Raw genomic sequence first — 19,609 nt, forward strand, 5'->3', positions numbered from 1 at the left:
TTGCACCAGGGATGGTCTTGCCAAGCTCTCGATCTTTAGCAACAAGGTTGGCGAGTTCGCCCAAACGGCCGTAACTCGAAACGACGGCCCGACTTGCTGGCTGGAAACCTAGCTCCAGACCCGCTCAACCATCCGGTCGTTCGTCCAGAATGGCGATTTGGCCCAAAATTGGTCCTGAACGCGGAGCCCTGAAACACAAAGCCCCTGACTTCTTCTTAGAAATCAGGGGCTTCGTGGTTTTCATGTATGGCGGGAAGATAGGGATTTGAATCATACCGGTGACTGGCTCAGTACGTCGCAACCCTGCTCAGTTCAGGGTTTCCAGCCATCCGCCCGTGTCGATTATCGACAGTTCGTGCCTGTGATTTCGACACTTCTTCGACACTCTCGTCGCTCTCATAGGGCTAGCCAACAATCGAAACCAAAGCTTCGATACTGCCTGGAGCGCCCTGCTAAACACCAAAATAGAAACCACAGTTTCGTTTTCACAAAAAGAGCAGTGCTACCCCATAAAACTGAAGCCATAGTTTCGATTTTTCTTGACTGCGCCATGCTCCCTCCTACAATCGAAACCATAGCTTCGAAATGGATATCCCAAATGGATCAGCACTCGTACGTCCCCGTTCGCACACCGGAAGATCTCGGAAAGGTCGTTCGCGAGGCACGGAAAAAGCAGCGCATTCGCCAGGAGGACATGGCAATGCTGATTGGTAAAAGCCACGTGCATTTACGCGATATCGAAAAGGGCAAGCCAACAGTCTCCCTGGGGAGTGTTCTGCAACTGCTCGATGAGCTGGGCATTCGGGTCTATCTGGACGTGCCGAAGCCATGAGGCAGTTGGAAGTCACCATAAACAACGAGCATGTCGGCAGCCTGATCGACCAGAACGGTGTATGGGTGCTCGCGTATTCGTCTGACTGGCTGAATAACCCCCGATCATTCGACCTCTCACCCACCCTTCCCCGCTCTGCAGGGCGGGTCGTGGATAGCTCTACGGAACGCCCTGTTCAGTGGTTCTTCGACAACTTGCTACCAGAAGAGCAGGCCCGCCAGTTGCTGGCCAGCGACGCGAAAATCGAGTTTGCAGATGCCTTTGGGCTCCTGGGCTACTATGGTGCTGAATCGGCGGGAGCCATCACGCTTCTGCCAGGATTTGAACCAATACCCGATGGCGGGCTCCAGCCGCTCCCTGACGACGTGCTCAGCCAGCGCATCAGGAACCTCCCTCGGGTATCGCTGACCACCGGAGCACCCAAGCGAATGTCACTGGCAGGCGCCCAACACAAGTTGCCTGTCGTGGTCCTGGACGGCGTGTTGTACGAGCCAATCGGCAGCCGGCCATCAACTCACATCCTCAAGCCGAACCACCCGGAAACAGACCAGTACGACAACAGCGTGGCCAATGAATGGTTCGTTATGTCTGTCGCCCAAATGGCCAGGCTGAACGCTGCCCCCGTTGCTATTCACCGCGTCCCGGAGCCGGTTTATCTGATTGAGCGTTTTGACAGGCAAGTAGTCGACGGGCAACTGAAACGCCTGCATGTCCTGGACGGTTGCCAGTTGCTGGGACTGGATCGCCAGTTCAAATACCAACAGGCCTCGATGAAGACACTTCGGCACATCGTCAGTCTCTGTCGCCGGAAAGCCGAAGCACGAATCCAGCTATTCAATTGGCTGGTATTCAACATCCTGGTCGGCAACAACGACGCCCACCTGAAGAACCTCTCTTTTTACGTCACATCGGACGGCGTTGACCTTGCGCCTAACTACGACCTGCTCTGCACAGCGATATATACCGCAAACAAGGAATCGGCCCCCTGGCTGGATGCTGAGCTGGTATGGAAGGTAGAAGGCATGCGAACACACGCCGAAGTAACCAGGGAGCATGTTCTCTTCATGGGCAGCCACCTCGGATTACCGAACAGAATTGCCGCCAAGCTGATGGATGAGCTTGTGAAGGCAACCCTGGAGGCTGCCGATCATCTGCTACAAAGCCTGCCGGAGCGCTTCCTTGCCGGTGAGAGATACCTGCTGCGTCGAATTGTTCATGGCGTTATGCGAGACATGGCTGCAAAGCTGCGTACGCCCTGACTCACGGGGAACGCCAAGGAATGAAGACCAAGCCCGTTACCCCCGGGTTCTGGCCTACCTGAGTGAAGCGACTGAGCAAGCCGCACTGTTTTTTTCGACACTCTGGAGCGAGCCCAAAAAGCAAAAACCCCTGAAACTCTAAGAATTTCAGGGGTTTAGGCTTTTGAATATGGCGGGAAGATAGGGATTTGAACCCTAGGTGCCATTGCTGACACAACGGATTTCGAATCCGTCCCGTTCGGCCACTCCGGCATCTTCCCGAACGGCGCGCATGATACCAGTTCATCGGCCGTTGGCGAAGCCCGTGGCGTGATTTTTTCGCGTGGTTTCAGATGGTTGCGGTGCGATGGGGATCGCTTCGCGATCCTTGGCGAATGAATTCGCCCCTACAGGTGAGGGGCGAATTCAGGCAAAGCAGGTCAGGAAGTCAGCTTGGTCAGGGCTTCGCGGTACTTGTCGGCGGTCTTCTGCGCGACTTCGGCGGGCACGGCCGGGGCCGGAGGCTCCTTGTTCCAGCCGGTGGATTCCAGCCAGTCGCGGACGAACTGCTTGTCGAAGCTCGGCGGGTTCTTGCCTTCGACGTAGCTTTCCACCGGCCAGAAACGGCTGGAATCGGGGGTCAGCACTTCGTCCATCAGGGTCAGGGTGCCGTCTTCGTCAATGCCGAATTCGAACTTGGTGTCGGCGATGATGATGCCGCGGGTGGCGGCGTATTCGACGGCGGTGCTGTACAGGGCGATGGCGGTGTCACGGACCTTGGCGGCCAGTTCCTTGCCGATGATGGCTTCGCACTGCGCGAAGGAGATGTTCTCGTCGTGGTCGCCAACGGCGGCCTTGGTCGAGGGGGTGAAGATGGGCTGCGGCAGCTTGGAGGCTTCCTTCAGGCCGGCCGGCAGCTGGATGCCGCAGACGGTGCCGGTCTTCTGGTATTCCTTCCAGCCGGAGCCGACGATGTAGCCACGCACGATGGCTTCGACGGCAACGGGTTTCAGGCGCTTGGCCACTACGGCGCGACCTTCCACCAGCGGCAGTTCTGCGGCGGGCACCACGTCTTCAACCTTGTCACCGGTGAAGTGGTTGGGAACGATGCCTGCGAGCTTGTCGAACCAGAAGTTGGAGATGGCGGTGAGGATCTTGCCCTTCTCCGGGATCGGCTCATCGAGGATCACGTCGAATGCGGAAAGGCGGTCGGTGGCGACCATCAGCATGCGCTTGTCGTCGATTTCGTAAAGGTCGCGGACCTTGCCCGAGTAGATCTTCTTCAAGCTGAGGGTGGAGGGTGTGCTCATGTCGTTTTTCCGCCTTTATCAAACGAAACAGGCGAAACCCGGGGGTTTCGCCTTGTTGTTTCCACGATCCGCCGTGAACCGGCGTACTGCTTAGCCGAGGTTTTCCTGGATCAGGGTCAGCACGCGGCGCGCCACATCGGGCGGGGCCACGGTGTTGATGTCCTTCTCCACGGTGACCTGCACGCTGTCGCCGACGCGGGTCAGGCGAACCTGGTAGCGCTCGGCGCGGGCCTCGATCTCTTCCGCGCTGGCGTCGCTGCCCCACAGACGACTGAAGAAGCCGGGCTTCTCGTCCTTCTTCTGGGCGCCTTCGGCGAGGTTGATGTAGTAGACGCCCAGGCTGCGGTTGAGGTCGTCGACGCGTACGTCGGCGGTTTCCAGGGCGCGACCGACGCTGGACCAGGAGCGGTCGAAGTCGGCGCCGAGGCTGAGCATGGGGTTGCCGTTGCCGTCTTCGGACAGGGTCACGCGGTTCGGCGCGTCGAAGTCACGGGCGGCGAGCAGGGAAACGGAACCACCCTGTTCGGCGCTGCGGGCCATGGTGGCGAGCATTTCGTCCAGCAGTGCGGCTTCCAGGCTCGGGTTGTCGGAACGGCTCGGCCAACCGGTGTCGGCGGTGCTGCCCGCCGGACGGGTCACGCTGGTGACGAAGATTTCGCTGGTATTGCGCTGTACGCCCGGCTCGATGCGCACCCGGGCGCGGACTTCGCTGTCCGGCTCGACGCCGCTGACGCGGCTGCCCAGCCGACGGGCCAGGGGGCCGGAGAGCTGGTCGAGGCGCTGCCAGTCGGTGCTGAACTCACCGGTCTGCGGGCGCTCATCGGCGATGCGGAAGCCACCTTCCTCGAAGAACTGGCGGGCCACCGGCCAGACTTCCGCCGGGACGCGCTGAGCGACCACCCAACGGGAGTCGCCGCTCTTCTGCAGGCTGTAGTCGCTGACTTCGCCCTTGGCCTGCAAGGCCTGCGGACGAGGTACCTCGAATTCACCTTCGGCACGGCTGCTGGCGACGTTCACCGGCACCGGCAGCAGCGGGTCGAGACGCTTGGCCTCGACACTCGGGGGGAGCTGCATGGGAGCGGTCTGGCGTGCTTCCAGGTAGTCGCTGCCGCGGTCGCGGAAGTAGCCTTCCTGGCCCCAGAGCCAGCCGCAGCCGCTGGTGCTGGAAATGATCAGGGCGAGTGCGGAGAGTCCGGCCAGTCGCTTCATGCGGGATGTTTCCTTGGATTAGGCGAGAAGGCCGGACTGGCGCATTGCTTGACGCAGCGGTTCATGGCAGCGCGGGCTGAGCCAGGTCAGCGGCAGGCGGATGCCATCGGGAATCAGACCCATCTCGTGCAGGGCGAACTTCACCGGGATCGGGTTGGACTCGATGAACAGTGCCTTGTGCAGCGGCATCAGCTTGTCGTTGATGGCGCGGGCGGCAGCCGCCTCGCCACGCATGGCGGCGGCGCAGAGCTCGGCCATGGCGCGCGGGGCGACGTTGGCGGTCACGGAGATGTTGCCCTTGCCGCCCATCAGCATCAGCTCGACGGCCGTGGCGTCGTCACCGGAGTAGACGAGGAAGTCCTTGCTCACGCGGTCCAGGACTTCCTGGCCACGCTGCAGGTCGCCGGTGGCTTCCTTGATGCCGATGATGTTGCTGATCTTGGACAGGCGCTCGACGGTTTCCGGGAGCATGTCGCACACGGTGCGGCCCGGGACGTTGTAGAGGATCTGCGGGATGGCCACGTTTTCGGCGATGTGGCGGAAATGCTGGTACAGGCCTTCCTGGGTAGGCTTGTTGTAGTACGGGGTCACCAGCAGGCAGGCATCGGCGCCGACATTCTTGGCGGCGGCGGTGAGCTCGACCGATTCGCGAGTGGAATTGCCACCGGTACCGGCGATGACCGGGATGCGGCCATTGACCTGGTCGACCACGCGGCGGATCACTTCCACGTGCTCGGTAACGTCCAGCGTCGCGGACTCGCCCGTGGTGCCGACGGCGACTATGGCGTTGGTGCCCTCTTGAAGATGGAAGTCGACGAGTTTGGCCAGGCTGTCCCAGTCCAATTGACCCTGCGCATCCATGGGCGTAACCAGTGCCACCATACTGCCCGCAATCATGCAACCGCTCCTGCCGGAAAAAGAGAGCCGTAATGGTACTGTCGGCTCTGGCCTTGCACAAGGTGAACGCAAGCGCCGTCAGGCGGCTACGGCATTCCCCCCGGCGACGGTTTTCGCTAACCTTCCCCGTTTGAACAGCGCGGCCCCGGCCGCCCTCCCCTCGCTTTAGGAACGCTGCATGTCCACCACCCCGCCCCGCGAACAATTCCTCCTGATCAGTGCCCTGGGCCGCAACCCGATGGAGCTGACCAATGTGCTGTGCCGCGCCAGCCAGGAAAACCGCTGCGCCGTGGTCAGCAGCCGGCTGACCCGCCACGGCGAGTTCTGCGCCCTGGTGCTGCAGATTTCCGGCAGCTGGGACGGCCTGGCGCGTCTGGAATCGGGGATGTCGGCGCTGTCCAAGCGCCATGGCTTCACGGCCAACGTGACCCGCAGCAACGCCCTTGAGGTACGTCCCCAGGCGCTGCCCTATGTGGCCTATGTCAGCGCGGCGTACCGCCCGGACATCCTCAACGAGCTGTGCCAGTTCTTCATCGATCACCGCGTCGAGCTGGAAAACCTCACCTGCGACACCTACCAGGCACCGCAGACCGGCAGCACCATGCTCAACGCCACCATCACCGTGACCCTGCCCGCCGGCACCCAGATCAGCTGGCTGCGCGACCAGTTTCTGGATTTCGCCGATGCCCTGAACCTGGACGCCCTGATCGAACCCTGGCGCCCGCAGCATCCCTGAGGAGCAAGTAGACATGGCAGTTACCCTGGACAAACCCGTCGCCGATTTCACCGCCCAGGCCACCAGCGGCCAGGAGGTCAGCCTGTCGGCCCTCAAGGGCAAGCAGGTCGTGCTCTACTTCTACCCGAAGGACAGCACGCCCGGCTGCACCACCGAGGGCCAGGGCTTCCGTGACCAGCACGCGGCCTTCCTGGCGGCCGATACGCTGATTTTCGGCGTATCCCGCGACGGCATGAAGTCCCACGAGAACTTCAAGTGCAAGCAGGAGTTCCCCTTCGAGCTGATCTCCGACAAGGACGAGGCGCTTTGCCAGCTGTTCGAGGTGATCAAGCTGAAGAAGCTCTACGGCAAGGAATACATGGGCGTCGACCGCAGCACTTTCCTGATCGACAAGGCCGGCGTACTGCGCCAGGAATGGCGCGGTGTGAAGGTGCCCGGCCATGTGGACGCGGTGCTCGCCGCAGCCCAGGCGCTGAACAAGGGCTGAAGCCCGCCGGAATGAGAAAGGCCGCGATTGCGGCCTTTTTCATTGGGGTGGTGGAATTCCACTTCGTGGATTTTCACCCTACATGGCTGGGGCGGGGAGATTGGGCATCGTAGCCTTGTGGATGGGTCGGGCGGCGCTCCGCGAGCCTGCGAAACCCATCGATCCGCGGTGATGGGTTTCGCTCCGCTCTAGCGGAGCGCCGCCCGCACCATCCTACAGAAGTTCAAGAACACGCCGATCAGTACCGCCACGCCGCACGGAGGGAGGCCCCACACAGCCAGTAGGGTGGATAGCGCTTTTCTATCCACCAAGAGCTCCGTTGCGCGGCGCCGCCCGGGGCCAGGCATCGAGCACAGCCTTGAACAGGGTGGCCAGGGGAATGGCGAAGAACACCCCCCAGAAGCCCCACAGCCCCCCGAACAGCAGCACGGCGCAGATGATCGCCACCGGGTGCAGGTTCACCGCCTCGGAGAACAGCAGCGGCACCAGCACGTTGCCGTCCAGGGTCTGGATCACCGTGTAGACCACCATCAGGTAGATGAACTGGTCACTCCAGCCCCACTGGAACAAGGCGATCAGCGCCACCGGTACCGTCACCACCACCGTGCCGATGTAGGGCACCACCACCGAGAGCCCTACCAGCAGGGCCAGCAGTGCCGCGTAGTTGAGGCCCAGCCAGACGAAAGCCACGTAGGTGACGCCGCCACAGATGACGATCTCGATCACCTTGCCGCGGATATAGTTGGCGATCTGGATATTCACCTCGTCCCACACCTGGGTCATCAGGCCGCGCTCGCTGGGCAGGTAGCCGCTGAACCAGCGGCCGATCAGCTCGCGGTCCTTGAGGAAGAAGAACACCAGGATCGGCACCAGCACCAGGTAGATCATGATGTTGACCAGCAGCGGCAGGCTGGACAGCGAGAAGGTCAGCGCCCATTGGCCGAACTTGCCTATCTCGCTGCGCGTGACCTCGATGGCCCGCAGCACCTGCTCATCGTTCACCAGGTGCGGATAACGCTCGGGCAGGAGCAGCAGCAGCGATTGCCATTCGGCGAGCATCCCCGGAAGTTCCTGGAACAGCGTGCTGAGCTGCTGCCAGAGCAGCGGCAGCAGCACACCCAGGATCAGCGCCAGGGCACCGATGAAGAGCGTAAAGACGATCCACACCGCGAGGGTCTGCGGCAGCCGCAGGCGTTCCAGCAAGTTGACCAGCCCTTGCATGAGAAAGGCCAGCACCAGCCCCGCCAGCACGGGCGCGAGCATGTTGCCGAGGGTGAGTACAGCGGTGAAGCCGAGAACCAGGACCACGGCCAGCACCACGGCTTCTTCATCGGAGAAGTAGCGCTGGACCCAATCGCGAAGCACCTTGAGCATCAGAATTCCCTTGATGGCCCCAATCGTGGGCCCCGCTCAGGCCTTGCGCAGCCAGTAGCGGAACACGCCGTCTTCGACCTCTTCGTGCAGCAACTGGTGCCCAGCCAACTGCGCGAAGGCACGAAAGTCCCGTTGGGAACCGGCGTCAGTGGCGATCACCTTGAGCACGGCGCCGCTGGGCAGACGATTGAGTTCAAGCTTGGCCTTGAGCAAGGGCAAGGGGCAGTTCAGGCCACTGGCATCCAGCTCGGCGTCGAAGACATCGGTTCGACTCGCGGAGTCAGTCATGGGGGTTCTCCGGGGAAAGCGCCTGGCGGGGACACGGACGGTCGCGGCGCAGAAATACTTGAGCGGATGGTTAGGATACCCAAGGCAGAGCGCTGCTGGCCAGCCGGAGGGGCTGGAGGCTACAGTTAGGCCTTTGCCGCCAACGAGCCCAGTGCATGAATCTTCTGCGCCCCACTCTGCTGACGCTTGCCTGTTTTCTCGCCTCCCCCGTCATGGCCGACGACCTGCCGTCCCTCGGCGACTCCAGTTCCTCCGTCGTTTCCCCGGAACAGGAACACCAGCTTGGCCGCGCCTGGCTGAGCCTGCTGCGCGGCCAGGTGCCGCAACTCAGCGACCCGCAACTCAAGGATTACGTCGAGAGCAGCGTCTACCGGCTGGCGGAAACCAGCCAGCTGCAGGACCGCCGTCTGGAATTCGTGCTGCTCAACAGCCCGCAACTGAACGCCTTCGCCGCGCCGGGCGGGATCATCGGCGTCAACGGCGGCCTCTTCCTCTATGCCCCGACCGAAGCCGAGTACGCTTCGGTACTGGCCCACGAACTGGCGCACTTGTCCCAACGCCACTTCGCCCGCGGCGTCGAGGCCCAGCAGCGCATGCAGATCCCGGTGATGGCGGCGATGCTCGCCGGCATCGTCGCCGCGGCGGCCGGTGCCGGTGATGCAGGCATGGCGGCGATCATGGGCACCCAGGCCGCGGCCATCCAGGAACAGCGCCGCTTTTCCCGGCAGAACGAACAGGAAGCCGACCGCATCGGCCTGCTGAACCTGGAAAAGGCCGGTTACGATCCGCGCGCCATGCCGCGCATGTTCGAACGCCTGATGCGCCAGTACCGCTACGATGCCAAGCCGCCGGAATTCCTTCTCACCCACCCGGTGACCGAAAACCGTATCGCCGACACCCGCAACCGTGCCGAGCAACTGCCCCCCGGTGGCGTCGAGAACAGCCTGCGCTACCAGCTGATGCGCGCGCGGGTGCAATTGATGTTCGAGGAAACTCCCGGCATTGCCACCAAGCGCTTCCGCGCCCAGCTCGAGGAAGACCCGAAGCTGGACGCCGCGCGCTACGGCCTGGCCATCGCGCTGATCAAGGGCGGCCAGCTCAACCAGGCGCGGGAGAACCTGGAGCCGCTGCTGGCCAAGGCGCCCAACGAGATCGTCTACAACCTCGCCCAGGTGGACCTGGACATCACCGCCAACCGCCTGGCCGATGCCCAGCAGCGTGTGGAGCGGCTGCTCGCCCGCTACCCGAACAACTACCCGTTGAAGCAGATGCGTAGCGACCTGCTGATCAAGCAGAACAAGCCGAAGGAGGCCGAGAAGGTCCTCGACGACCTGCTCAAGACCCGTTCGGACGACCCGGACGTCTGGTACCAGGTGGCCGAGGTCCGTGGCCTGGCCGGCAACACCATCGGCCTGCACCAGGCCCGCGCCGAGTATTTCGCCCTGGTGGGCGACTTCGACCAGGGCATCGAGCAGCTGGACTTCGCCAAACGCCGCGCCAGCAACAACTTCCCCCTGGCCGCACGCATCGACGCCCGCCAGCAGGAGCTGATCCAGCAGCAGGCGATGGTCAAGCAGATGATGCGCTGAGGCATCGCGTCAGACAGGACGGGTGGATATCGCTTTTCATATCCACCAACGGAGTTCCTCCTGGCGCCGATGGTGGATCGATGACGCGTGATCCACCCTTGGTCCAAATTCGCTCCTGCAGGAACAAAAAAGCCCGGACGAGTCCGGGCTTTTCTTGCGGGGCAATCAGGCGTTGCCGGCCTGCTTCAGGCGCGCCGCCTGGGTGAAGTCCAGCATGCGCTTGAGCGGCTTGATCGCCTTCGGGATCAGCGCCGGATCAACGAAGATCTCGTTGGTGCCTTCGCGCAGGCACTGCAGGGTGCGCTCCAGGGTATTCATGGCCATCCACGGGCAATGGGCGCAGCTGCGGCAGGCCGCGCCGTTGCCGGCGGTGGGGGCCTCGATGAACTGCTTGTCCGGGCACAGCTGCTGCATCTTGTAGAAGATGCCGCGGTCGGTGGCGACGATGAAGGTCTTGTTCGGCAGGGTCTGCGCGGCCTTGATCAGCTGGCTGGTGGAGCCCACCGCGTCGGCCAGTTCGATCACCGCTTCCGGCGATTCCGGGTGGACCAGCACGGCGGCGTCCGGGTACAGCGCCTTCATGTCCTGCAACTGCTTGGCCTTGAACTCCTCGTGGACGATGCAGGCACCGTCCCAGAGCAGCATGTCGGCACCGGTTTCACGCTGGATATAGCGACCCAGGTGCTGGTCCGGCGCCCAGATGATCTTCTCGCCGTTGTCCATCAGGCTCTCGACGATTTCCAGCGCGCAGCTGGAGGTCACCACCCAGTCGGCACGGGCTTTCACCGCCGCCGAGGTGTTGGCGTAAACCACCACGGTCCGCTCGGGGTGCTGGTCGCAGTAGGCGGAGAATTCGTCCACCGGGCAACCCAGGTCCAGGGAGCAGGTGGCCTCCAGGGTGGGCATCAGCACGCGTTTTTCCGGATTGAGGATCTTCGCGGTCTCGCCCATGAAGCGAACGCCGGCGACGACCACGGTCTGCGCCGAGTGCTGGTTGCCGAAACGCGCCATTTCCAGGGAGTCGGAGACGCAACCACCGGTTTCCTCGGCCAGAGCCTGGATCACCGGGTCGCAGTAGTAATGCGCCACCAGCACGGCGTCCCTGGCCTTCAGCTCGGCGGCGATGGCGGCACGATAGTGCGCCTCTTCCTCGGCCGTCAGCTGCTTGGGCTGCTTGGCGGCAAGGTGGGCCTGGACCAGAAAGCGTTCGGAAAGCTGTGTCATAAGGCTGGAACCTGCGAGCGCGTGGCGCGGAAACAATTATACACCCGTGCCCTTGTGGCCTGGACGCCACAGGGTTGGGGCGCGGATCATACCGCAGATTTGGCGGCTCCGGGACAGCCCTGGCGACCACCGTCCGTCCCCGCTGCCGCAAACGCCTTGCCCTCCGAACCTCAGACAATAAAAAAGGCCCGCCTAGAATAGGCAGGCCTGGACCAGCAACACCTGTAAGACTTGTTCCTCTGACCATGGTGCACTCCGCACCGGAACAATCCCCCAGGTACCTAAAAGTCCCAACGTCAGCACCAACTTGAATCCGACCATGCCGCGGTGCCCCGGACATGGACTGAATGCGAATCCGGCCTAGCGCCTCCCCTTCATGCACAGCACAGCCAGGTAGCCGCCCCAGATCACACTGGCCAGGGCGACCATCTGGTTGAAGTCAAAATCGCTTTGGTTCTGCAACATCATCGAAAACTCGACATACAAGCACAGGGCTCCCGCCGCCAGAGCAAGCAAGTACGCGTTTCTGCTTCTGGTCCGACGCAGCTGGAACACCCTTCTCATGCCATCGGCTTTCCACTCCTGGAGCGGTATGCACTGCACCTCCTCCAATAGCACCAAACCCCACAGCAAGGCACACAGCCAATAACCCATTGTTCAACCTCCGGTTTGTTCGATCACTCGACACGATTGCGGCACTATTTCCGGGCCGGATGTCCCCGCGTCGGCAAGGGCGAATCCAACTGGTTCTGCGCAGGCGATCCCGAATCGTGAAACGGAAGTTCGAGCTGAACGGGTTCTTTCCCGCTATCGGTAGTCACGTTGCGCTTGTGGAAAATGTACATGGGAAAGGGCGATACATTGATTGATTGCATGACTCGCCTCCCACCGATAGACATCCATGATGAATATACGGACGAGATCCTCTTCGCCGTCTGTGCGCTCTGGTAGAGGCTGAACTATGCGGAAGTGGTGCAAGCGCCGGTATCGTCGTTCCCGCGCACCTGCTGTCGTTGTAGTGGCCATGGTCGTGTAGGGTTTCGACTACAGGCACGGTGCCCCAGGGTCTGCCTAGGTCAGCAGCCCATTTTCCAGGGCATAGCGCGCCAGCTTGGCGTTGCTGTCCATGCCGGTCTTTTCCAGGATGCGCGAGCGATAGGTGGTGACCGTGCTGGGACTCAGGTGCAGAAGCTCTGCGATGCGGACGATCCGCTCGCCTGAAGCGAGCAGCTTGAGGACTTCCAGCTCCCGATCCGAGAGCATTTCGTGGGGGGCGCCGCCGCCGCCGGTGCCGATGGCGTTGACCAGCCGTTCCGCCAGCTCGGGGGTGACGTGCTTGCCGCCCTGGGCCGCCTTGCGCACGGCATCGACCAGGGTGCCCGCGGAAATGTCCTTGGTCAGGTAGCCCGCGGCGCCCATCTTGATGGCACGCAGCGCATAGGCCTCGATCGAGTGCATGCTCAGCATCAGCACCGCCAGCCTGGGCTTGTCGTTGCGGATCATCCTCAGCAGGTCCAGCCCGCTCTTGTCGGGCAGGCTGATGTCCACCACCGCCACGTCGAAATCCTGTTCCTGGACCAGGCGCATCGCTTCCTGGGTCGTCTCGGCCTCGCCCGTGACATCGATCTCACCTGCTGTCTCCAGCATGCGCCGCACGCCATTGCGCACGATGCTGTGGTCGTCTACCAGCAAGACCCTGATTCTGCGGTCAGTCATGTGACGCCCCCGGGGCAGGCCAATGCGCTGCCCGGCTAGGTTTGCCGACAAACTTTCACACTATGCCTGCCGCCAAGGGCCGGCAAGCCACTGAGGCAGGCGCCAGGACTGGCGGCCAACGCCTGCGGACCGGCAGCTATAGTTTCAGGATGCGAGCGCGGGTGGTCGCGGGTCTGCTGCCCCGGGCCGCCCGCGTGAACTCCAGTCCGGGGCTGCTCCATTCCTGGCACCTGAATTTCCTGCCGACGCAATGCTCCGGGAAAAGGATCCTGAATCCTGGCGGGGCGAAACATGGCCACACAAACGCCACCCGAACAATTGGACATGGCAATCCTGCTCGCGACCCTGAAGGCCTTCCGCAAGGGCGACTTTACCGCGCGCATGCCGGAAGACCGGACCGGCACCCCGGGCAAAATCGCCGAAACCCTCAACGAAATCATCGATATGGCCGCGGACACCGTCAGCGAGATGGAACGCGTGGCGCGGCAGGTCGGCAAGCAGGGCAAGGCCCACGAGCGCATCGAACTGCCGATGCTGCGCGGCTCGTGGCGCACCATCGTCAATTCGAGCAACACCTTGACCAATGACCTGATCAGCCCGATGAGCGAGATGATCCGGGTTATCGGCTCAGTGGCCGAAGGCGACCTGCACCAGCAGATGCCCACGGAATTCGACGGCCTGAAGCTGAAGGGACAGTTCCTGAAGTCGGCCGAGACGGTGAACACCATGGTGATGCGTCTCGGCTCGTTCACCGCCGAGGTGACCCGCGTGGCGCGGGAGGTCGGCACCGAGGGCATCCTCGGCGGCCAGGCCAAGGTCCCGGGGGTATCCGGCACCTGGAAGGACCTGACCGATTCGGTGAACAGCATGGCCGCCAACCTGACCAACCAGGTGCGCAACATCGCCGACGTCACCACGGCGGTGGCGCGGGGCGACCTCGGCAAGAAGATCACAGTGGAGGCCAGGGGCGAGATCCTCGAGCTGAAGAACACCGTCAACACCATGATCGACCAGCTCTCGAACTTCGCCGACGAAGTGACGCGGGTGGCGCGCGAAGTTGGCACCGACGGCAAACTCGGTGGCCAGGCCACCGTGACCGGCGTTGGCGGCACCTGGAAGGCCCTGACCGACTCGGTGAACAAGATGGCCGCCAACCTGACCAACCAGGTCCGCAATATCGCCGACGTGACGACTGCGGTGGCCAAAGGCGACCTCGGGCGCAAGATCACCGTGGAAGCCAAGGGCGAAATCTTCGAGCTGAAGAACACTATCAACACCATGGTCGACCAGCTCAATAGCCTCGCCGCCGAGGTGACGCGGGTGGCCCGCGAGGTCGGCAGCGAGGGCAAGCTCGGTGGCCAGGCCCAGGTGCAAGGCGTTTCCGGGACCTGGAAGGACCTGACCCAGAACGTGAATTTCATGGCCGCCAACCTGACCAACCAGGTGCGCGGCATCGCCAAGGTGGTGACCGCCGTGGCCAACGGCGACATGAAGAAGAAACTCACCCTCGAAGCCAAGGGCGAGATCGCCGAACTGGCCGACACCATCAACGACATGACCGATACCCTGGCGCTGTTCTCCGAGCAGGTCACTTCGGTGGCGCGGGAGGTGGGTGTCGAAGGCAAGCTGGGCGGCCAGGCCAACGTGCCGGGCGCCGCCGGCACCTGGCGCGACCTCACCGACAACGTGAACGGCCTTGCCGCCAACCTGACCAGCCAGGTCCGGGCCATCGCCGACGTGGCCACCGCCGTGACCAAGGGTGACCTGACCCGGGAAGTGCAGGTGGAGGCCAAGGGCGAAGTGGCTGAGCTCAAGGACAACGTCAACGAGATGATCCGCAATCTGCGCGAGACCACGCGGCAGAATGCCGAGCAGGTCTGGCTGAAGGCCAACCTGGCGAAGTTCACCCGCCTGCTCCAGGGCCAGCGCGACCTGTATGCCGTCGCCCGGCTGGTGCTGTCCGAACTGGCGCCGCTGATCGAGGCGCAGCACGGCGTGTTCTACATGATGACCGAGAGCCCGCCCGACGCTCCGACGCTCAAGCTGCTGTCGACCTACGCGTTCAAGGGCAACATCAACGTCAACGACGAATGGCGGCTCGGCGAAGGGCTGGTCGGTCAGTGCGCCTATGAGAAACGGCGCATCCTGCTGACTGACGTTCCGAGCAGCTACGTGGCCATCTCCTCGGGACTCGGGGCGGCGGCACCGCTGAATATCGTCGTGCTGCCGATCCTCTTCGAGGACAAGGTCAAGGCCGTGGTCGAGATGGCTTCGTTGACTACGTACAGCCTGATCCACCAGCACTTCCTCGACCAGCTCGCCGAGTCCATCGGCATCGTGCTCAACACCATCGAAACCAACATGCGCACCGAGGAACTCCTCGCCCAGTCGCAATCCCTGGCGCAGGAGCTGCGCGTCCAGCAGGAAGAGCTCAAGCAGACCAACGAAGAGCTGGAGCACAAGGCCCGCCTGCTGGAGGAACAGAAGGCCGAGGTGGAACGCAAGAACCGCGAGGTGGAGATCACCAAGCTGTCGCTGGAAGAGAAGGCGGAACAACTGATGCGGACCTCACGGTACAAGTCCGAGTTCCTCTCCAGCATGTCCCACGAGCTGCGCACGCCCTTGAACAGCCTGCTGATCCTGGCCCAGCAGCTCAGCGACAACGCGGAATCCAACCTCACGCCCAAGCAGGTCGAGTACGCCCGGACCATCCACGGCGCCGGCAAGGACCTGCTGGAGCTGATCGACGAGATCCTCTACCTGTCCAAGATCGAGTCGGGCACCGTCACCCTGGACCTCGACGAAACCCTGTTTTCCGACCTGCACGACCAGATCGAGCGCACCTTCCGCCCGGTGGCCGAGAGCCGGGGCCTGGGCTTCACCATCGAACTGGCGCCCACCCTGCCCTCCTCCATCTGGACCGACGGCAAGCGCCTGTTGCAAGTGGTGAAGAACCTGCTGTCCAACGCCTTCAAGTTCACCGAGAACGGTGAGGTCCGGATCGCCATCGCTCCCGCCGCCTCGGGGTGGAGCGAAGACCATGGCGAACTGAACAGCGCCAACTCGGTGGTGGGCTTCGTGGTCACCGACTCCGGCATCGGCATTCCCGTCGACAAGCAGAACCTGATATTCGAGGCATTCCAGCAAGCCGATACCGGAACCTCGCGCAAGTACGGCGGCACCGGCCTCGGCCTGTCGATCAGCCGCGAACTCGCGCGTGTGCTGGGCGGGGAGCTGAGGCTGATCAGGAGCGAACTCGGCAAGGGCAGCAGCTTCGCCTTGTTCGTGCCGGTGCGGGCCCACGAAGCGAGCCGCCTGGCGGCAGGGGAAACGCTGGCGGAAGCCGGGTACGATTTCTCGCCGCCGCAGCCAGCGCAGATCGTGGACGACCGCGAGTCCGTGCAGCCAGGGGACCGGGTGCTGCTGGTGCTGGGCGCCGATGCGCGCCTCTCCACCGGCTGGCTCAACGCCGCGCCGCAGCAAGGTTTCAAATGCATCGTCAGCCCCCGCGGCGGGGATGCGATGGAGCTGATCGGGCGCTTCAGCCCGGCGGCCATCTGCCTTGACCTGGATGTTTCGGACGTCAACGGCTGGCAGGTGCTCGAGCGCATCAAGCTCAGGCTCGCCACGCGGCACATTCCCGTGCTGATCGTCTCCAGCGCGGATGAGCGCACCCAGGGCCGACGCCTCGGTGCGTTCGGCCACCTGGCCAAGCCGCTCGCAGCCGCCGACATCAGACAGGCGCTGACCGCGCTGGCGAAGTTCATCCAGCGCAAGACCAGGAACCTGCTGATCGTCGAAAGCGACGAAGGCCAGCGCGCGCGACTCCTCAACTTGCTCGGGAATGGCGATGTACAGGTGGAAACGCTCGGCAGCTGCGCCGAGGCCCTGAAGCGGCTGGGCAAGAAGCGCGTCGACTGCCTGGCGGTGGACCTCAACAGCAGTGGCGCCAGCGGCCTGGAATTCCTCGAAACGCTGCAGCAGGGCCCTGCGACCCGCGACATACCGATTGCTGTCTTCGGCAGCGAGTCGCTGCCCCGTCAGGAGCTGAGGCGTCTGAGGCTCTTGCTGGGACGGGGTGTGATCAAGGAAGTCCGGTCCCTTGAGCGCCTGCTCGACGAAACGATGCTCTATCTGCACCGCGACCTCACCGCACTGCCGGCGGCCCAGCGCCGGATGCTGGAACGCCTGCACAAGGCCTCGGAAAGCCTGGAGGGCAGGAAAGCCCTGGTGGTGGACGACGACGTGCGCAATATCTTCGCGCTGACCAGCGTGCTGGAAACCAATCGGATACAGGTGGTTTCGGCGGAGAACGGCCGAAGCGCGATCGAGCTGCTGCAGCAGCATGCGGATATCGACATCGTCCTGATGGACATCATGATGCCCGGCATGGACGGCTTCGAAACCATGCGCCAGATACGCCGCTATCCGAAGTTCGACGCGCTGCCGATGATCGCGCTGACGGCCAAGGCGATGGAAGGCGACCGGGAGCGCTGCATCGAAGCCGGCGCGTCCGACTATGTCAGCAAGCCGGTCAACACCGAACAACTGCTTTCACTGATACGCAAGTGGCTCTATCGCTGACACCCTGCCTGGCGCAGGCGAGAACAGGACACCGATATGGGAATCGAGCGACAGGAAATACCGGTATTCAGGGAGCAACCCCAGTTAAGCCACCTGACGCCCCCGGACGGCGTGCCGGCGGCCCTCCTGCTGGTGGACGACAATCCGGCCAAGCTCACGGCGCTCTCCGCCGTGGTGGCCGACATGGGACTGGAGATCAGCACTGCCACCTCCGGCCGCGAAGCCCTGCGCCTGCTGTTGCGGCGCGACTTCGCCGCCATCCTGCTGGACGTGAAGATGCCGGAGATGGATGGTTTCGAGACGGCGACCCTGGTCCATGGCCGCCCGAAATCGGCACACACGCCGATCATCTTCATCACGGCCGAAGCCAGTTCGGACTCCGAACGGATTCGCGGCTACGGCTCAGGCGCGGTGGACTTCATTTTCTCGCCGATCATGCCCGACGTGTTGCGCGCCAAGGTCCGGGTATTCGTCGACCTCTACTACCTGCAGCGCAAGCTGATGCTGCAGGCCGACGAGCTGTTGCATTCGAAATTGCAATTGCGCCACCTGGCCTCCTATCAGGAGCAGGTCAAGGAACAGGAACGCAAGCGCATCGCCCGGGAAATCCACGACCAGCTGGGACAAAGCCTGCTGGCATTGCGGATGGATGTATCCATGCTGCAGGAGCGCGCCGACGACCTGCCCCCGGAACTCGTGGAGCGGGTGAACGACGCGCTGAACCATATCGACATCGCCATCCGGAGCGTGCGCGCCATCATCAACGACCTGCGCCCGCCGGTGCTCGACCTGGGCCTGCAGGCGGCGATCGAGTGGCAGCTCGACGAATTCCGCCAGCGCACGGGCATCGACTGCACGCTGCTGGCCAGCGGGGCGGACCTCCACTGCGACCAGGACGACCAGCGGGCCACCACGCTGTTCCGCATCCTCCAGGAGGCACTGTCCAACGTCACCCGGCACGCACAGGCGACGCGTGTTCAGGTGGAGCTGAAACAGGACGGGCAGCGGCTGCAGCTGCGGATCGCGGACGATGGCGTCGGCATGACGGAGGAGCGCAAGGCGGACTCCTTCGGGCTGGCGGGGATGAAAGAGCGCATCGGCATGCTGGGTGGCGAGTTCGCCATCGACAGTTCGCCGAACAATGGAACGACCCTGACCGTCAGTATGCCGCTGGACGCTTGAGCGACACGCTTCGCAGCACGCCCGGAGTAAAACCCGGAAACGAAAAAGCCCGCCTGATAAGGCGGGCTTTGGAAGGTTGGTGGGTCGTGTAGGATTCGAACCTACGACCAATTGGTTAAAAGCCAACTGCTCTACCGACTGAGCTAACGACCCAACGCGAGGCGCATGATACTGATTTTATTCATGAATTCAACACCCCCGCGAAAAAAAATTACTGGTAGCGCGTAGGATCGTTCACGCCGGCCGCCGAAAAGCCGGCAGCACGCAGTCGGCAGCTATCGCATTTGCCACAGGCGCGACCGTCATCATCAGCCTGATAGCAGGACACGGTGAGTCCGTAATCGACGCCATGCCCCATGCCGGCCTGGACGATCTCGGCCTTGCTCAGGTTTTGCAGCGGCGCGCGGATGCGGAAGCCATCCCCTTCTACCCCGGCCTTGGTGGCCAGGTTGGCCATGCGCTCGAAGGCTTCGACGAACTCGGGGCGGCAGTCCGGATAGCCGGAGTAGTCCACGGCGTTGACGCCGATGAAGATGTCGCGCGCGCCCAGCACTTCGGCCCAGCCCAGGGCGAGCGACAGGAACACGGTGTTGCGCGCCGGCACGTAGGTCACCGGAATGCCCTCGGTGGGGCTCTCGGGCACGTCGATGGACGTGTCGGTCAGGGCGGAACCGCCGATGCCGTTCAGGTCGAGGCCGATCACCTTGTGCTCCACCACGCCCAACTGACGGGCCACGCGTTCGGCGGCATGCAGTTCGGCGCGATGGCGCTGGCCATAGTCGAAGCTCATGGTGTAACAGGCGTAGCCTTCGGCGCGGGCCAGGGCGACCACGGTGGCCGAATCCAGGCCACCGGACAGGAGGATGACCGCTTTCTTCTCGCTCATGGGGGTTCCCTCGAAATCGGCCCGCGCATTGCGCCGTGCGCAGGCGGGCAAAGTGCG

16 protein-coding genes and 2 tRNA genes are annotated in these 19,609 nt (G+C 63.2%); 7 read left to right on the plus strand and 11 right to left on the minus strand.

The annotated features are described in order from the left end of the window. Nucleotides 1-598 precede the first annotated feature (598 nt). The gene (locus ACFW0H_RS21155; protein ID WP_422915822.1) at nucleotides 599-832 is read left to right on the plus strand and encodes a helix-turn-helix domain-containing protein; all 234 of its coding nucleotides are present in this window, start codon (nucleotides 599-601) and stop codon (nucleotides 830-832) included. Further along, entirely contained in the window at nucleotides 829-2,091 is a 1,263-nt protein-coding gene (locus ACFW0H_RS21160) for a HipA domain-containing protein (protein WP_422915823.1), read from the plus strand. The genes ACFW0H_RS21155 and ACFW0H_RS21160 overlap by 4 nt, the downstream gene beginning before the upstream one ends. A gap of 170 nt (nucleotides 2,092-2,261) precedes the next feature. Here the strand turns inward: ACFW0H_RS21160 and ACFW0H_RS21165 are convergent. The 4 genes from ACFW0H_RS21165 to dapA form a co-directional block, all read right to left on the minus strand. Further along, a tRNA-Ser gene (locus ACFW0H_RS21165) sits at nucleotides 2,262-2,351 on the minus strand. Nucleotides 2,352-2,510: 159 nt separating this feature from the next. Continuing rightward, a complete protein-coding gene (locus ACFW0H_RS21170) occupies nucleotides 2,511-3,380 on the minus strand; it encodes a phosphoribosylaminoimidazolesuccinocarboxamide synthase (RefSeq protein WP_422915824.1) in 870 nt (289 codons plus the stop codon). A 90-nt stretch (nucleotides 3,381-3,470) separates the two neighbouring features. Then, nucleotides 3,471-4,589: an outer membrane protein assembly factor BamC gene (bamC, locus tag ACFW0H_RS21175; protein WP_422915825.1), complete on the minus strand. Its 1,119-nt coding sequence runs from the start codon at nucleotides 4,587-4,589 to the stop codon at nucleotides 3,471-3,473. Nucleotides 4,590-4,607: 18 nt separating this feature from the next. Beyond that, nucleotides 4,608-5,486: a 4-hydroxy-tetrahydrodipicolinate synthase gene (dapA, locus tag ACFW0H_RS21180; RefSeq protein WP_422915826.1), complete on the minus strand. Its 879-nt coding sequence runs from the start codon at nucleotides 5,484-5,486 to the stop codon at nucleotides 4,608-4,610. Nucleotides 5,487-5,664: 178 nt separating this feature from the next. On the opposite strand from dapA, the gene ACFW0H_RS21185 reads away from it, so the two are divergent. Together ACFW0H_RS21185 and ACFW0H_RS21190 are read left to right on the plus strand one after the other, a co-directional pair. Then, the gene (locus tag ACFW0H_RS21185; protein WP_422915827.1) at nucleotides 5,665-6,222 is read left to right on the plus strand and encodes a glycine cleavage system transcriptional repressor; all 558 of its coding nucleotides are present in this window, start codon (nucleotides 5,665-5,667) and stop codon (nucleotides 6,220-6,222) included. Between the two features lie 13 nt (nucleotides 6,223-6,235). Beyond that, nucleotides 6,236-6,709: a peroxiredoxin gene (locus tag ACFW0H_RS21190; protein ID WP_422915828.1), complete on the plus strand. Its 474-nt coding sequence runs from the start codon at nucleotides 6,236-6,238 to the stop codon at nucleotides 6,707-6,709. Nucleotides 6,710-7,009: 300 nt separating this feature from the next. On the opposite strand, the gene ACFW0H_RS21195 is transcribed toward ACFW0H_RS21190, so the two are convergent. Further along, nucleotides 7,010-8,083, minus strand: a complete 1,074-nt coding sequence (locus ACFW0H_RS21195) for an AI-2E family transporter (RefSeq protein WP_422915829.1) — start codon at nucleotides 8,081-8,083, stop codon at nucleotides 7,010-7,012. 36 nt (nucleotides 8,084-8,119) lie between these two features. Further along, entirely contained in the window at nucleotides 8,120-8,371 is a 252-nt protein-coding gene (locus ACFW0H_RS21200; RefSeq protein WP_422915830.1) for a sulfurtransferase TusA family protein, read from the minus strand. 155 nt (nucleotides 8,372-8,526) lie between these two features. Between ACFW0H_RS21200 and ACFW0H_RS21205 the strand changes: the two genes are divergently transcribed. Further along, nucleotides 8,527-9,960, plus strand: a complete 1,434-nt coding sequence (locus ACFW0H_RS21205) for a M48 family metalloprotease (RefSeq protein ID WP_422915831.1) — start codon at nucleotides 8,527-8,529, stop codon at nucleotides 9,958-9,960. Between the two features lie 165 nt (nucleotides 9,961-10,125). Here ACFW0H_RS21205 and nadA read toward each other — a convergent pair whose 3' ends face one another. From nadA to ACFW0H_RS21220, 3 genes are all read right to left on the minus strand, one after another. Beyond that, on the minus strand, nucleotides 10,126-11,184 hold the full coding sequence (nadA, locus tag ACFW0H_RS21210; protein ID WP_422915832.1) for a quinolinate synthase NadA: 1,059 nt from the start codon (nucleotides 11,182-11,184) through the stop codon (nucleotides 10,126-10,128). Nucleotides 11,185-11,544: 360 nt separating this feature from the next. Further along, nucleotides 11,545-11,838, minus strand: a complete 294-nt coding sequence (locus ACFW0H_RS21215) for a hypothetical protein (RefSeq protein ID WP_422915833.1) — start codon at nucleotides 11,836-11,838, stop codon at nucleotides 11,545-11,547. Nucleotides 11,839-12,255: 417 nt separating this feature from the next. Continuing rightward, nucleotides 12,256-12,900, minus strand: coding sequence for a response regulator (locus tag ACFW0H_RS21220; RefSeq protein ID WP_422915834.1), 645 nt, complete (start codon nucleotides 12,898-12,900; stop codon nucleotides 12,256-12,258). Nucleotides 12,901-13,224: 324 nt separating this feature from the next. Here ACFW0H_RS21220 and ACFW0H_RS21225 point away from each other — a divergent pair, with 324 nt between their 5' ends. Then, the gene (locus ACFW0H_RS21225) at nucleotides 13,225-17,484 is read left to right on the plus strand and encodes a hybrid sensor histidine kinase/response regulator (protein ID WP_422915835.1); all 4,260 of its coding nucleotides are present in this window, start codon (nucleotides 13,225-13,227) and stop codon (nucleotides 17,482-17,484) included. A 36-nt stretch (nucleotides 17,485-17,520) separates the two neighbouring features. After that, nucleotides 17,521-18,666, plus strand: coding sequence for an ATP-binding response regulator (locus ACFW0H_RS21230; RefSeq protein ID WP_422915836.1), 1,146 nt, complete (start codon nucleotides 17,521-17,523; stop codon nucleotides 18,664-18,666). Between the two features lie 77 nt (nucleotides 18,667-18,743). Here ACFW0H_RS21230 and ACFW0H_RS21235 read toward each other — a convergent pair. Continuing rightward, nucleotides 18,744-18,819: transfer RNA gene (locus ACFW0H_RS21235), tRNA-Lys, on the minus strand. Between the two features lie 58 nt (nucleotides 18,820-18,877). After that, a complete protein-coding gene (gene queC, locus ACFW0H_RS21240; RefSeq protein WP_422915837.1) occupies nucleotides 18,878-19,552 on the minus strand; it encodes a 7-cyano-7-deazaguanine synthase QueC in 675 nt (224 codons plus the stop codon). Nucleotides 19,553-19,609 lie beyond the last annotated feature (57 nt).

It is taken from the genome of Metapseudomonas cellulosilytica, from assembly GCF_049334135.1.
Classification (GTDB): domain Bacteria; phylum Pseudomonadota; class Gammaproteobacteria; order Pseudomonadales; family Pseudomonadaceae; genus Metapseudomonas.

Bases quoted from the DNA above. Each gene is read 5' to 3' on its own strand.
- ACFW0H_RS21155 (WP_422915822.1), top strand. From the start codon at position 599: ATGGATCAGCACTCGTACGTCCCCGTTCGCACACCGGAAGATCTCGGA.
- ACFW0H_RS21160 (WP_422915823.1), top strand. From the start codon at position 829: ATGAGGCAGTTGGAAGTCACCATAAACAACGAGCATGTCGGCAGCCTG.
- ACFW0H_RS21170 (WP_422915824.1), bottom strand. From the start codon at position 3,380: ATGAGCACACCCTCCACCCTCAGCTTGAAGAAGATCTACTCGGGCAAG.
- bamC (WP_422915825.1), bottom strand. From the start codon at position 4,589: ATGAAGCGACTGGCCGGACTCTCCGCACTCGCCCTGATCATTTCCAGC.
- dapA (WP_422915826.1), bottom strand. From the start codon at position 5,486: ATGATTGCGGGCAGTATGGTGGCACTGGTTACGCCCATGGATGCGCAG.
- ACFW0H_RS21185 (WP_422915827.1), top strand. From the start codon at position 5,665: ATGTCCACCACCCCGCCCCGCGAACAATTCCTCCTGATCAGTGCCCTG.
- ACFW0H_RS21190 (WP_422915828.1), top strand. From the start codon at position 6,236: ATGGCAGTTACCCTGGACAAACCCGTCGCCGATTTCACCGCCCAGGCC.
- ACFW0H_RS21195 (WP_422915829.1), bottom strand. From the start codon at position 8,083: ATGCTCAAGGTGCTTCGCGATTGGGTCCAGCGCTACTTCTCCGATGAA.
- ACFW0H_RS21200 (WP_422915830.1), bottom strand. From the start codon at position 8,371: ATGACTGACTCCGCGAGTCGAACCGATGTCTTCGACGCCGAGCTGGAT.
- ACFW0H_RS21205 (WP_422915831.1), top strand. From the start codon at position 8,527: ATGAATCTTCTGCGCCCCACTCTGCTGACGCTTGCCTGTTTTCTCGCC.
- nadA (WP_422915832.1), bottom strand. From the start codon at position 11,184: ATGACACAGCTTTCCGAACGCTTTCTGGTCCAGGCCCACCTTGCCGCC.
- ACFW0H_RS21215 (WP_422915833.1), bottom strand. From the start codon at position 11,838: ATGGGTTATTGGCTGTGTGCCTTGCTGTGGGGTTTGGTGCTATTGGAG.
- ACFW0H_RS21220 (WP_422915834.1), bottom strand. From the start codon at position 12,900: ATGACTGACCGCAGAATCAGGGTCTTGCTGGTAGACGACCACAGCATC.
- ACFW0H_RS21225 (WP_422915835.1), top strand. From the start codon at position 13,225: ATGGCAATCCTGCTCGCGACCCTGAAGGCCTTCCGCAAGGGCGACTTT.
- ACFW0H_RS21230 (WP_422915836.1), top strand. From the start codon at position 17,521: ATGGGAATCGAGCGACAGGAAATACCGGTATTCAGGGAGCAACCCCAG.
- queC (WP_422915837.1), bottom strand. From the start codon at position 19,552: ATGAGCGAGAAGAAAGCGGTCATCCTCCTGTCCGGTGGCCTGGATTCG.